Source organism: Blautia sp. MSK17_66 (genome assembly GCF_020538025.1).
GTDB lineage: Bacteria > Bacillota > Clostridia > Lachnospirales > Lachnospiraceae > Blautia_A.
This window is the reverse complement of the sequence record NZ_JAJBNQ010000011.1, coordinates 96,447-108,461: the sequence shown is the minus strand read 5'-3', so window position 1 is coordinate 108,461 and position 12,015 is coordinate 96,447. Positions and strand designations below refer to the sequence as shown.

At 44.0% G+C, this 12,015-nt stretch carries 13 protein-coding genes; 9 read left to right on the top strand and 4 right to left on the bottom strand.

Annotation, left to right across the window (positions count from 1 at the left end):
• Positions 1-46: 46 nt before the first annotated feature.
• Positions 47-1,075, bottom strand: coding sequence for a hypothetical protein (locus LIR34_RS07760; protein ID WP_161284602.1), 1,029 nt, complete (start codon positions 1,073-1,075; stop codon positions 47-49).
• Between the two features lie 240 nt (positions 1,076-1,315).
• On the opposite strand from LIR34_RS07760, the gene LIR34_RS07755 reads away from it, so the two are divergent.
• The 4 genes from LIR34_RS07755 (at position 1,316) to LIR34_RS07740 (ending at position 5,146) form a co-directional block, all read left to right on the top strand.
• On the top strand, positions 1,316-1,882 hold the full coding sequence (locus tag LIR34_RS07755) for a hypothetical protein (protein WP_161284603.1): 567 nt from the start codon (positions 1,316-1,318) through the stop codon (positions 1,880-1,882).
• 242 nt (positions 1,883-2,124) lie between these two features.
• Positions 2,125-2,430: a hypothetical protein gene (locus LIR34_RS07750; protein ID WP_161284604.1), complete on the top strand. Its 306-nt coding sequence runs from the start codon at positions 2,125-2,127 to the stop codon at positions 2,428-2,430.
• 157 nt (positions 2,431-2,587) lie between these two features.
• On the top strand, positions 2,588-3,667 hold the full coding sequence (locus LIR34_RS07745; protein WP_161284605.1) for a DnaJ C-terminal domain-containing protein: 1,080 nt from the start codon (positions 2,588-2,590) through the stop codon (positions 3,665-3,667).
• 228 nt (positions 3,668-3,895) lie between these two features.
• A complete protein-coding gene (locus LIR34_RS07740) occupies positions 3,896-5,146 on the top strand; it encodes a CDP-alcohol phosphatidyltransferase family protein (RefSeq protein WP_173902437.1) in 1,251 nt (416 codons plus the stop codon).
• Positions 5,147-5,208: 62 nt separating this feature from the next.
• Here LIR34_RS07740 and LIR34_RS07735 read toward each other — a convergent pair whose 3' ends face one another.
• From LIR34_RS07735 to LIR34_RS07725, 3 genes are all read right to left on the bottom strand, one after another.
• The gene (locus LIR34_RS07735; RefSeq protein ID WP_173902436.1) at positions 5,209-6,714 is read right to left on the bottom strand and encodes an ATP-binding protein; all 1,506 of its coding nucleotides are present in this window, start codon (positions 6,712-6,714) and stop codon (positions 5,209-5,211) included.
• A gap of 23 nt (positions 6,715-6,737) precedes the next feature.
• Positions 6,738-7,964, bottom strand: coding sequence for a vWA domain-containing protein (locus LIR34_RS07730; protein WP_173902435.1), 1,227 nt, complete (start codon positions 7,962-7,964; stop codon positions 6,738-6,740).
• 66 nt (positions 7,965-8,030) lie between these two features.
• A complete protein-coding gene (locus tag LIR34_RS07725) occupies positions 8,031-8,366 on the bottom strand; it encodes a hypothetical protein (protein WP_173902434.1) in 336 nt (111 codons plus the stop codon).
• Positions 8,367-8,551: 185 nt separating this feature from the next.
• On the opposite strand from LIR34_RS07725, the gene upp reads away from it, so the two are divergent.
• From upp to LIR34_RS07700, 5 genes are all read left to right on the top strand, one after another.
• Positions 8,552-9,181 carry a uracil phosphoribosyltransferase gene (gene upp, locus LIR34_RS07720; RefSeq protein ID WP_161284610.1) on the top strand — a complete coding sequence of 210 codons (630 nt, stop codon included), beginning with the start codon at positions 8,552-8,554 and terminating at the stop codon, positions 9,179-9,181.
• Between the two features lie 15 nt (positions 9,182-9,196).
• Complete coding sequence (locus tag LIR34_RS07715; RefSeq protein WP_161284611.1) at positions 9,197-9,829, top strand: endonuclease III domain-containing protein; 633 nt, start codon at positions 9,197-9,199, stop codon at positions 9,827-9,829.
• A gap of 105 nt (positions 9,830-9,934) precedes the next feature.
• Positions 9,935-10,852 carry a ketopantoate reductase family protein gene (locus tag LIR34_RS07710; RefSeq protein WP_173902433.1) on the top strand — a complete coding sequence of 306 codons (918 nt, stop codon included), beginning with the start codon at positions 9,935-9,937 and terminating at the stop codon, positions 10,850-10,852.
• Between the two features lie 21 nt (positions 10,853-10,873).
• A complete protein-coding gene (locus LIR34_RS07705; protein ID WP_161284613.1) occupies positions 10,874-11,347 on the top strand; it encodes an acyl-CoA thioesterase in 474 nt (157 codons plus the stop codon).
• Positions 11,348-11,410: 63 nt separating this feature from the next.
• On the top strand, positions 11,411-11,869 hold the full coding sequence (locus LIR34_RS07700; protein ID WP_161284614.1) for a metallophosphoesterase family protein: 459 nt from the start codon (positions 11,411-11,413) through the stop codon (positions 11,867-11,869).
• Positions 11,870-12,015 lie beyond the last annotated feature (146 nt).

Genomic DNA, 12,015 nt, shown 5'->3' with positions numbered 1-12,015 from the left:
TGTAGATACTTGGCTCAATAGAGCCATTGAGCAAGAAGCCCCCACTTCAAAATCTATGATTTAAGTGGTAGGAGCATATCACGATTCGATAGGAACCGTTATGACAGCACTGTGCGATTTCACGAAGAATTCGGATGCACTGCTCGATATTTAACGGATGATAGAATGTTGGTGGAATCTCTTCAAACAAACCTTCTTGCAGAAAACGGGTCATTCCATATTCTGTAAAATAGATAATAAATTTTCCATCATTGACTAGCTGTATATTATTGCTGAACAAAGCGTCTGCCATAGCTATAACAGAATCTGCCCCAGGAATGTCATAATTAAAAATATCTTTCAGCAAATCCAGACGTAAAAACGGGAGAATGCATGCTTCAGGCTGAGTAGAAATAATCAGATCGGCAGAAGCTCTTGTATTAGCAACAAATTGAAAAAGGGATGGCAGATCATCTGCAATAATCGGAAAAGTTTGAAAGGCAGGCTGACAAAGATCCCGATGCGAATGAAAAAGATTCCACAATGCCTGCAGAATATCCGGATCCTGGTATAGAATTCCCGTCTGGTAATCAGAAGAACATGTGATGGCAAATTCCGAGGTCAAAATCATATATGGCAGAGCAGAGAGATTCTGCAAATGTGAAATTTCATTTGTATAAAAACAATGAATATGATAATCCAGCTTATTCATATAAATCGGAAACAGATTTCGCAGGTAATAAAGTTCATAAAGCTCATGTGCGTCTGTAAACTGTGCGGTACGGTTCAGACTGAAAATATGATCGCTCTGTAATGAACCGGCAGGCTGGATCGTAGACAGCAGATGCAGCAGAAACGGATAGTCAGGTTGAAGGAAAAGAGCAATCTGTCCATTTGGTTTGGCTGCCTCTGATAATAAAATCTGGTGAACAGAAGAATCTATTGCCTGTCTGGAATTCAGCAGAAGACAGTTCTGGCTAGGAGAAAAATCCTCCTTTAAATCAGGCGCAGAAGTCGCCAGATTATAGGATGGCTGAGAGGATCTGTTTGGAAAATCAGACAAAAACTGGTAAAAAGTAACAGAAAATTCGTCCACAAATTGTGCCCCATCTTGTGATATGGTTGGAATTTTCTTGAAATTATTTATTATATTAATAATTTTGTGATTTTACATAAACGAGATATAAAAAAGAACAAAGAGAGGGAAAAAATATTTATGAAGGAGATGGAACGGAGTATGAAGATCAAAAACAAATTTAAAAACAGCTTTAAAAAACAAATTTGCAATATGCTATGATAAACTAAAAGTACCATAAAATAAGGAGGAGCAATGAGGATGAAAACCACAAAACAGACAGTGCTGAAAAAGAAAGCAAAACAGTTGTGCTGTATTTTGCTGGCGGCTATTTTGTGCATTGGAATGACAGTACCGGTCATGGCTGCGTCATCAAAGTATAATGCAGCAGTATCAAGCTACAAGAAGTACATGAGAGGCAAACGCGGCAGTTATAAGATTGTAGATGTCGATGGAAATGGAATCCCGGAACTGCTCATGCATAACAGTTCAGCAGGAATCAATGAAGTCCGAACCTACAATCCCAAAACAAGAAAAAATGTACGGGTAGGTTCTATCGGATATGGAAAGGGATACAACCTGCCGATCAAGTATTCCAGAAGCTGCCATACTGTAATGGTCTGCAATGCGAATACAGGTGGAAGTGAGTATTACATCTACAAGATTAAAGGCACCAAAGCTACGAGAGTAGTAAGGGCCGAACGTTTTAATGGTAAATTTAAGAGTGGATATGCGATCAATGGAAGGAAAGTAGGCTATTCTACTTATAATAGGACCATTAACAGATACATGAAGAATGCGAAGACAGTTCGTTCAAGCGGATATTGATGCGGCGCGATTATGAAAAAGGAAAAAGAAGAAGTATTTTAAAAGAAAAATATTATAAAGCAGGAAGATAAAATGTATTTTTTTAAGATGACGATATTGAAAATCTCTTTCAAAAATAAAAAACTATCCATAAAAAAACTGTCCACTAATTATGCCACATCTTGTAACACGGACAGGAATTTTCTAAAATAGATAAGATAGTACAAAATATTAGAGATTTTGTAAAAAAGGAGTAGTCATCTATGAATATATTTATAATATTACTGATTGCCGTAGTTATTATTATGGTAATATTTTATTTAATAAAGAGAGGCTGTGGTCGAAGAAAATTAATTACAAAGCGCATAAAGATAAAAAGAAAAGTAGTAAAGAGTAAAAATGTTGAATGGTATATTGCCGAATGCCAAAACGGAGAAAGATTGAAACTTAAGAATCCACGGGCATCAACATTGCTGATTTCAATAGGCGATATAGGCATTGTTTCATATAGAGGAAAAGTAATTCAATCATTTATGCGACAGTCGATATATGGCAAAGTGTCTGGATAAAGAGATTCTTATGTTTTTAAAATTGTTTGGCGGAGGCGCTTGACATACTGCAAAACAAGTGTTATATTACAAATAGAACAAAAAGACAAGGGCAGGGGATGCGGGAGTTTACGACCGCATCTTCTTTTCTATACAAATATAACCGGAGGTGGCAGTTATGGCTAAGAGAGATTATTATGAAGTTCTTGGAATCGGTAAGAATGCCGATGCGAAGGAAATCAAAAAAGCATACAGAAAACTTGCAAAGAAATATCATCCGGATATGAACCCGGGGGATAAGAATGCGGAACAGAAGTTTAAAGAGATCACAGAGGCATATAATATCTTAAGTGATGATGAGAAGAAGAAACTGTACGATCAGTATGGCTTCGCAGCCTTTGAGGAAGGTGCAGGTGCCGGCGGTGCTTATGGCGGAGGTCAGGGCTTTCATGGCCAGGGCGGTTTTGATGGCAGTGGTTTTGGTGGTTTTAACTTTCATCAGGATGGTAATGGCGGCTATCGTGAATACCATTTCGAAAATGGAAACATGGACGATATGGGAGATATTTTCGGAGACATTTTTGGAAATATGTTCCACGGTAAGGGCAGCAGTCAGAGCAGTGGCTTCGGAGGTCAGAGTTTCCACAGACAGAGCGGTTTTGGAGGTGGCTTCGGCGGGAGAAGTGCTCAGGCGAAAGGCAGTGATCTGCGGTCTGAAGTAAGTGTCAGCTTCGAGGAGGCAGCATTTGGCTGTGACAGAATGCTGAGACTGTCTGATCCATCCGGAAATGGTGCGGTTCAGACACTTAAGGTACATGTCCCGGCGGGCATCGAGGATGGCAAGAGCATCCGGCTGAAAGGAAAAGGAAATCCGGGATTCAATGGCGGTCCGGCAGGGGATCTTCTTCTGAAGGTCAATGTAACATCGAAACCTGGCTTTGAGCGTAAAGGAATGGATATTTACACAACAGCAAATATTCCATTTACAACAGCCGTATTTGGCGGTGAGGCGAAGGTGTCTACTCTGTACGGTGATGTAATCTGTAAGATTCCGGAGGGAACACAGTCCGGACGCAAGATCCGTTTGAGAGGTAAAGGTATTGTGTCTATGAAAGATTCCGCCATACATGGAGATCAGTACGTGACCGTACAGATTCAGGTACCGCAGAATTTAAGTCCTGAGGCAAAGGAGAAGCTGAGAGAATTCCAGCAGGTCTTGTGTAAGGATACACAGAGGAAGAGAGGAAGTGCAGCATAAAAGCACTTCCTCTTTTGCGTCCGAAGAAAACAAAAGAATTTCTTATTTTTATCTTATCTTTATGCAAAGAGATGGTGAATTTTTTGTAAAATCATTTATTTTGGGTATTTTGTGGATTGATTAAATCTTGTGAATGGGTATATTATTACCTACAGATAAATGAAACGAGAACTAAGTGACTGAAAATTATCTCCTGGCACAGGCCAGCGTTTTTGGAAAGGTGATATTTTGGATTATCTGAAGAAATCAAAACATTTATGGATGATTCCGTTGTATGGAGTTTTTTATATGTTGTCCTTTACGCTTGTAGAGAAAAGTGAAGCGAGGATACATATCATCCATTCCCTGGCAGATGACAGGATTCCATTCTGCCCGTATTTTATTATTCCATATGTGCTGTGGTATTTTTTCCTGATTGGCACAATCGCTTATTTTGCACTGTTCTGTTCGAGCAAGAAGGAATATTATCAGTATATTGGCACTCTGGCAGTGGGAATGACTCTTTTTATCCTTGTCTCCTACGTGTATCCGAACGGACAGAATCTTCGTCCGGATCTGAGCGGGGAGAGCGGAGTTTTTGTTTCGGCAGTGCGATATCTGTACAAAATAGATACACCGACGAATATTTTTCCAAGCATCCATGTATTTAACTCTGTGGCAAGCTGCATAGCACTTTTTCAGAATGAGCGATGCAGGAAAAACAGGCTGTTTACTGCAGCTCAGACGGTCCTGACAGTTTCGATTGTTCTGGCAACGATGTTTTTGAAACAGCACTGTGTCTCAGATGTAATGACTGCACTGATCCTGAATATTCTGTGTTATCAGCTTTTCTATCGTGTGATTCCGGCTCGACAAGAGAAACTGGCGGAGATTTTTACGCGTAAGGAAATCCTTACAGTACCGAATCTTCTGAGTTTTATCAGACTTGGGCTTGCAGTACTTTTCCTTGGTATCTGTGAGAGACATGGAATGAGAGGAAACAGGCCGGTTCTGACTATGATCATTATGGTAGCTGCAGCGACCGATTTTCTGGATGGAAGAATCGCGAGAGCCTTTCATCAGGTCAGCAAGATCGGCAGGATCCTTGATCCGCTGGCAGACAAGGCGATGCAGGCAGTGATGCTGGCGTGTCTGATGTCGCGTTATCCGCTGGTAAAGCTGGTTCTGATCCTGTTTGTGGTGAAGGAAACCTATATGCTTGTGATGGGCTGGAAGGTCATGATGGAGACAGAAGCGACAGGAGAAGCACAGTGGCATGGAAAGTTGAATACCGCAGTTTCTTATGTGGTCGTCATGGTTCTGACGGCGGGAGTGAGACTTCCGTACTCGACGGCAAACGTACTGATCGGAGCATGTGCGGTATGTATGGCAATGTCCTTTGCGATGTATGCATCTGAATTTCGTCAGATATTGGAGCGCAAAAATAGTCTGATGGGACCGAAGATTCGCAGAAATTCTGATGGCAGAGACTGGATATGATCTATAAATGATAAACGGGCAAATCCCTGGATATAACAAAGGGATCTGCCCGTTTTTGGGCTTTAAGAATGGTTTTCGATTTCGCGAAGCAGAGACTTTCGTTTTTCCTGGAACATCAGCTGCTCACTGTAATGAAAATAGGGTTCGCATCCGAAGGTGCTGATAAACTGTACTGCTTTTGGATTATGACCGAGATCAGAAGTAAGGAAAAGCAGTTCCGGTCCATCCTCGAAGGCTTCGCTTGCAAAACGATAGCCATGCTCCAGCGCAAGCGAAGTGCGAGCGGCAGCGGTTTTGCGGCTGTCAACGGCATCGATTAAGGCATCCCGGAGAATATCAAGAACAGTGTCAGTGGATGCAGCCCGTTCTCTGCGTGTCTCGATCAGGCAGTTTTCCAGGATTTCTGTGATCTGATCGGCCTGATCGTATTCTTCAGATGAGATAAGATGATTTTCCACTCTGACTTTCAGTGCCTGTTTTCGCTGTGAAATGATCTCATCCAGAGTCTCTCCTCGAAGCAGGGTAGTGCGGATCTGTTTCAGTGTTTCATGAAGTGTAGTTGTGAACTGGTCTTCTTTCTGGAATTTCTGGAAAAAACTGTTCCATCCATCAAGAAGGAGACCTGCGACAGAGATTTTTTCATCACTGGAGGCCTGCTGCACGAGATTGCAGCGATTCTGGAATTCCTCTTCGGACAGACGCCCGGAGAGGAGCTGTGGAATCTGGTAATCCTGACGGTATTTTGCATAGAGTGCATAATAGCCGGCAAAGTCTCTGGCAGCTTCCGGTTCCTGGAGATACTGCAGGATCAGAGAGGCGTCCGGCGAAAAACTAAGATCTTCATAGCCATATAGGATAGAAGACAGATCTTCCCAGCCTCGTGCTGTGACAAAATGTACGCCGGAAGCAGTATTTTCTACATGGTAGAATCTGTCGTTATGTAAACTTAAATAAGACAGGATTGCTGGATGGATCCCTTTTGCCCAGGCATATTCCTTCCATACGGCAAGATCCGGTTCCACATCAATCCGCTTTACACGGTCGAGAGTGACAATATCAAACTCTCTGGCTGATTTGTTGTATTCTATTGGATTTCCGGCGGCAACGATGATCCATCCCGCAGGAACAGGATGCGTACCGAAGGTTTTATTCTGAAGAAACTGGAGCATGGTAGGAACCAGGGTTTCTGAAACGCAGTTGATCTCATCGATAAACAGGATGCCTTCTTTACAGCCGGTTTTTTCTATGGTTTCATAGACGGAGGCAATGATTTCACTCATAGTGTATTCTGTGATGGAATATTCATGTCCCTGATAATTTCTTTTGACAATGATGGGAAGTCCTACAGCACTCTGGCGGGTGTGATGGGTGATGGTATAGGCGGTGAGGCCGATGCCGCATTCACGGGCAATCTGCTCCATGATGGCAGTCTTTCCGATTCCGGGAGGACCAATCAGAAGGACGGGACGCTGGCGGACGGAGGGCATGAGATACTGTCCGTGGGCATCCTTTCGGGTGTAGATCTGTATGGTATGCAGAATTTCTTCTTTGGCTTCTTTGATATTCATAACATGACCCTTTCAGCGGAGATTCAGGATTTTTCGGTATCAAGGTATAATCTTACAGCCCATGCGGGAACCTTCTGGTGCAGGGCTTTTTCTTTGTAAAAAACAAAAGCAGTCTCATAATCGGTGGGCTTTTCCGGGTAGATTCCGTCGCCGTCTGTGAAGTAGAGAAGACCTTTGAGGTTTTTCAGTTTCCTCTCGCTGCGAAGCTTTTCTATATAGTCAAAAACAGGTCGGAAATCGGTTCCGCTGCGTCCGTGGATTCTGAGATTTTTGAGATAATCCTTCCAGTCTTTTTCGCAGATAATGTGTGCCACGTCCTGTACAAAGCAGTCACATTGTATGATATAGAGGTTCATTTTGCGGAAAAAATTCTCCTGGTCACTGAGGATTCCATAGGTTTCTTCCATGAAACGTCGAACCGTGTCAGATGAGCAGGAACCGGAGGTATCGATCGCGATGACAAGTTCTTCCAGACGGGTCATCTCCTGATATTCCAGATATTCGATCAGGGGGATGTTTCCATAGTGTTCCAGTCCGTATATATAGGGAATATAGTCGAAACTCTGGGTGTCTGTATGGATTTCTTCCCGGTGGACGGCAAAGCGTCTGAGAAAACGATGAAAATCGTATTTACCTTTTTCTTCGACAGAAAGCTCCTCGGTTCGATTTCCGGGCGAACTGCCCCGGCCGCCATTTCCGTACAGACCCAGACTGGAGGCGCCTGACATGCCGGCGAGAGTCTTGTGGATTTTTTTCAGAAACTGATCCCGGTGGACATATTTCCAGAAGGCATGGTCATCCAGTGTGATGACTGAGTCTGATTCGGGAGCGGAGGCGGCAGGATCTGTCTGTTCGGAGATTTCTGATGCAGAAAATTCCTGATATATTTTCATTGAATCCCATTCTTTTTTTTCATTATACAAAATTCTTTGGACCGCAGTATCGCAGGCGAGATTCCAGAGTACAGGATCTGCCGGTATATCCATGACAGGATGAAGGAACAGACAGTGATACAGCATGTGCAGAAAAAGTTCCTCCAGTTCTGTGGCGGAGTTCTGAAAGCTTCGTATCACAAAATCAGGATTAAAATAGATAATGCTGCCGTCTGTTCCGGCGGTCTGGGTATCCTCAGATTCCTGAAAGGAAAAATCCCACAGGAGTTTCCGGAAAAATGGATATTTTACAGAGAGCTGTTCGCGTGTCAGCTCCCAGATTTTCTGATAGAGAGAATGTTTATCAAAGGACTCCATATGATATCACCGGGCATGGGAGTCAATCCTGGATGACTGATTCCTGTGCTGTCTCCTTATTATTTTTTATAGAGAAAACTCCCTGTCATGAAAGCCGAAGGAGTCTTTTTTTAACCGGAGCAGAAAGGTAAGGATTTCTGTCTGACCGGAGACGGAAGCTTCCTGAATAAACTGTTCCAGTGTGGGGGCAGTCAGTGAAGCGAAGCTGCATAATCTCCGGATCCGTTCGAGGTCACCGCTGTGGATTAGTTCTGTCATGGCAGGACGAAATCTTGTCCGCAGATAACTCTGGTAGCGCTCTTGCCAGTCAGGTTCGCTGACTTCTGCAAAACGTTTCAGGGCAATGGCAAGCTTCTGTTTCTCCTGCCCGGAAGATAGAAAAACCTGTTCATAATCCGTCATAAAATTCTCCTTGTCTGCGATAAATATAAGTTAAGTGTAACACTTTTGAGATGGTTGTCAATGATTGAGAAATAGAGTATAATCACGATAGAAAACAAGTTGCTGTGAACGGAGTGAACAGTAACAACTTAAGCCATTGCCTCGGCAAGTAAGTGGCGAACAAAAAAACGTATTTGGAGGTAACTATGGAGAATGTATTTATTATGGATCATCCTCTGATCCAGCACAAAATATCCATGCTTCGAAACAAAAACACAGGGACAAATGAATTTCGTAAGCTGATTGAGGAAATCGCGGTGCTGATGGGATATGAGGCACTGAGAGATCTTCCGCTGGAGGATGTAGAGGTTGAGACACCGATCGAAACCTGTATGTCACCTATGATCGCAGGTGAGAAGCTGGCGATCGTACCGGTACTTCGTGCAGGTCTTGGTATGGTGAATGGCATTACCACACTGGTTCCTTTTGCAAAGATCGGTCATATCGGGCTTTACAGAGATCCGGAGACCCATGAACCGCATGAATATTTCTGTAAGCTGCCGGATCGGATCGAACAGAGACAGATTATTGTGACGGATCCGATGCTCGCAACTGGAGGATCTGCGGTAGATGCTGTCAGAATGATCAAGCAGCATGGCGGCAAAAAAATCAAATGTATGTTTGTTATTGCAGCACCGGAAGGCTTGGAGCGTCTTCACAGAGAACATCCGGATGTACAGATCTATGTGGGACATCTGGACCGTGAGCTGAATGATCACGCATATATCTGTCCGGGTCTTGGAGATGCCGGTGACCGTATTTTCGGTACTTTTTAGGCTGAGGTGTGAGAAATGACAAAGGAAGAACTGGCACTGGAAGTGATCGACAGACTTAAGAAAGAATATCCGGATGCAGGATGTACGCTGGACTATGACCAGGCATGGAAACTGCTTGTGAGTGTGAGACTGGCTGCCCAGTGTACGGATGCAAGAGTGAATGTGGTTGTGGAGGATCTTTATGCAAAGTATCCGGATGTGGCATCTCTGGCAAAGGCAGAACCGGAGGAGATTGAGGCGATCGTCCGTCCGTGTGGCCTTGGCAGGAGCAAAGCAAGGGACATCAGTGCATGCATGAGGATTCTTCACGAGAACTACAATGACAATATTCCGACAACCTTTGAGGAGCTTCTGAAGCTTCCGGGGGTGGGACGCAAAAGTGCGAATCTGATCATGGGGGATGTTTTTGGCAAGCCGGCAATTGTGACGGATACACATTGCATTCGTCTGTGTAACAGAATCGGTCTGGTTGACGGAATCAAGGATCCGAAGAAGGTGGAAATGGCGTTATGGAAGATCATTCCTCCGGAAGAGGGAAGTGACTTTTGCCATCGCCTTGTCTATCATGGGCGTGAAGTCTGTACGGCACGGACGAAGCCATATTGTGACAAATGTTGTCTGGAGGATATTTGCCAGAAAAATATTTGATATTAGAAGAAGCGCGGAAGTGCTTCATGAATACTTCAGGCTCCTCATATGACGAGGGGCCTGTTTTGAAAGTAAATACGACAGAATTTAAAGGAGGAATCTGGTGTGAAATACGCAATCATCGGGGCAGGAGGAACCGGAGGGACTCTTGGATTTTATCTTACAGAAGCAGGAAAGGATGTAACTCTGATCGCGAGAGGCTGCCATCTTGAGGCGATGCAGAAACAGGGGCTTACCATGAGACAGCTCTGGGATGGAAAAGAAGAGACCATTCCTGTCAAAGCATGCCGGATGGAAGAATACACAGAGCAGCCGGACGTGATCCTGGTGTGTGTCAAGGGCTATTCCCTGACGGATCTGATCCCGGATATCCGCAGGATTGCCGGTCCGGAGACAGTAGTTCTTCCAATCCTGAATATTTATGGAACCGGCGGCAGATTACAGAAAGAATTTCCGGATCTCACCGTACCGGATGGATGCATCTATGTATCAGCGGCAATCGAGGAGCCGGGAGTGATCCTTCGCCATGGCAGGATCCTTCGAGTTGTTTTTGGTGCGCGGACTCCTTCTGAAGAAACCGAAAGCATGAGAGCGATTGCACGGGATATGTTATCCGAAAATCTGGAAGTGATTCTCTCACCGGATATCCGCAGAGATGCGATGGTGAAGTTTTCCTATGTATCACCGATCGGAACGGCAGGTTTATATTACAATGCTACGGCAGTTGATTTTCAGCAGGAAGGCGAGAAACGTGAGATGATCTGCGAACTGATGCGTGAAATCGTTAATTTGTCCCATGCAATGGGAATTGAATTTGAAGAAGACCTTGTGGAACGAAACCTCAAGATTCTTTCAAATCTCGCACCGGAATCCACAACATCCATGCAGAGAGATGTTATGGCCGGAAAGCAGTCTGAGATTGATGGACTTGTATATGAAGTCGTGCGCATGGGCAGAGAATATGGCGTGCCGATGTCGGAATATGAAAAAGCAGCTGTACAGTTTCAGAAACAGGGATTATAGTTATAAGAAAAGAGAAAAATTATGAGAAAGATGAAGCATATGGAGGATTCCCGCACGGAGAATACCTATCTCATCATGAATAAGCATATCAACGGTTACGGCAGACTCTTTGGCGGCGTTCTGATGCAGTGGATCGATGAGATGGCGGGGATCGTAGCGTACAGACATGCAGGGACGATCGTGACGACTGCCTGCGTGGATAATCTGAACTTTAAGGCAGGAGCCTATCTGGGAGATACCGTGGTTCTGATCGGGAAGCTGACTTATGTCGGCCGAACCTCCATGGAAGTACGGATCGATACCTATGTAGAAAGCCCTGACGGAACGCGTAAGGTCATCAACCGTGCCTATGAGGTTATGGTTGCATTGGATCAAAATGACAATAAGGTAGAAGTTCCCGGTCTGATCGTCGAGACAGAATCTGAAAAAGCCGAGTGGCTCGGAGCTCAGAAGCGCAATGCACTCCGAAAGGAAAGACGCATAGAAGGTTACTGATAGATCGTTACTTTGAACAGTTACATAAGATCATCAGCTCTGACAGAAAGGGAGAGGCATCCTATGGCAAAAAAAATCGGGATTATTTCAGACACGCATGGACTGTTAAGGCCGGAGATTCTGGAAATCCTCAAAACATGTGACTGCATTCTTCATGCGGGTGATGTGACCAGGCCGGAACTTCTTGATGAACTTCGCTGTCTTGCTTCTATTTATGTTGTACGGGGCAATAATGACGGAGAATGGGCGGCCGGGATCGCAAAGACCCTTCGTTTCAGGATTGAAGGAGTGGAGTTCTTTATGACACATAACAAAAAAGATGTGGCATGGGAGCTTGGCAGCACGCAGGTCGTGATTTTTGGTCATACCCATAGTTATTTTGAAAAAACGATCGATGGCAGACTATGGCTGAATCCGGGAAGCTGCGGAAGAAGCCGTTTCGGGCAGGACATCTCAATGGCAGTTATGACAGTCGAAAATGGCACATATCAGGTAGATAAAATTGTGTTCGCAGATAAATAGCAAACATATATTCGGAAATTTAAGTTCATCCCGTTTTATTGGACATTTAATATGAGATACTCTTTATATCGAAAAGATGTTCGGAAAATATGTTCAGAACAAATATTCGGAACTCTCGGACCATAATACGATATAAAGGGGATTTT

Excerpts from the sequence above, each read along its gene's own strand:
- LIR34_RS07755 (WP_161284603.1), top strand. The coding sequence starts at position 1,316 with ATGAAAACCACAAAACAGACAGTGCTGAAAAAGAAAGCAAAACAGTTG.
- LIR34_RS07750 (WP_161284604.1), top strand. The coding sequence starts at position 2,125 with ATGAATATATTTATAATATTACTGATTGCCGTAGTTATTATTATGGTA.
- LIR34_RS07745 (WP_161284605.1), top strand. The coding sequence starts at position 2,588 with ATGGCTAAGAGAGATTATTATGAAGTTCTTGGAATCGGTAAGAATGCC.
- LIR34_RS07735 (WP_173902436.1), bottom strand. The coding sequence starts at position 6,714 with ATGAATATCAAAGAAGCCAAAGAAGAAATTCTGCATACCATACAGATC.
- LIR34_RS07730 (WP_173902435.1), bottom strand. The coding sequence starts at position 7,964 with ATGGAGTCCTTTGATAAACATTCTCTCTATCAGAAAATCTGGGAGCTG.
- LIR34_RS07725 (WP_173902434.1), bottom strand. The coding sequence starts at position 8,366 with ATGACGGATTATGAACAGGTTTTTCTATCTTCCGGGCAGGAGAAACAG.
- upp (WP_161284610.1), top strand. The coding sequence starts at position 8,552 with ATGGAGAATGTATTTATTATGGATCATCCTCTGATCCAGCACAAAATA.
- LIR34_RS07715 (WP_161284611.1), top strand. The coding sequence starts at position 9,197 with ATGACAAAGGAAGAACTGGCACTGGAAGTGATCGACAGACTTAAGAAA.
- LIR34_RS07705 (WP_161284613.1), top strand. The coding sequence starts at position 10,874 with ATGAGAAAGATGAAGCATATGGAGGATTCCCGCACGGAGAATACCTAT.
- LIR34_RS07700 (WP_161284614.1), top strand. The coding sequence starts at position 11,411 with ATGGCAAAAAAAATCGGGATTATTTCAGACACGCATGGACTGTTAAGG.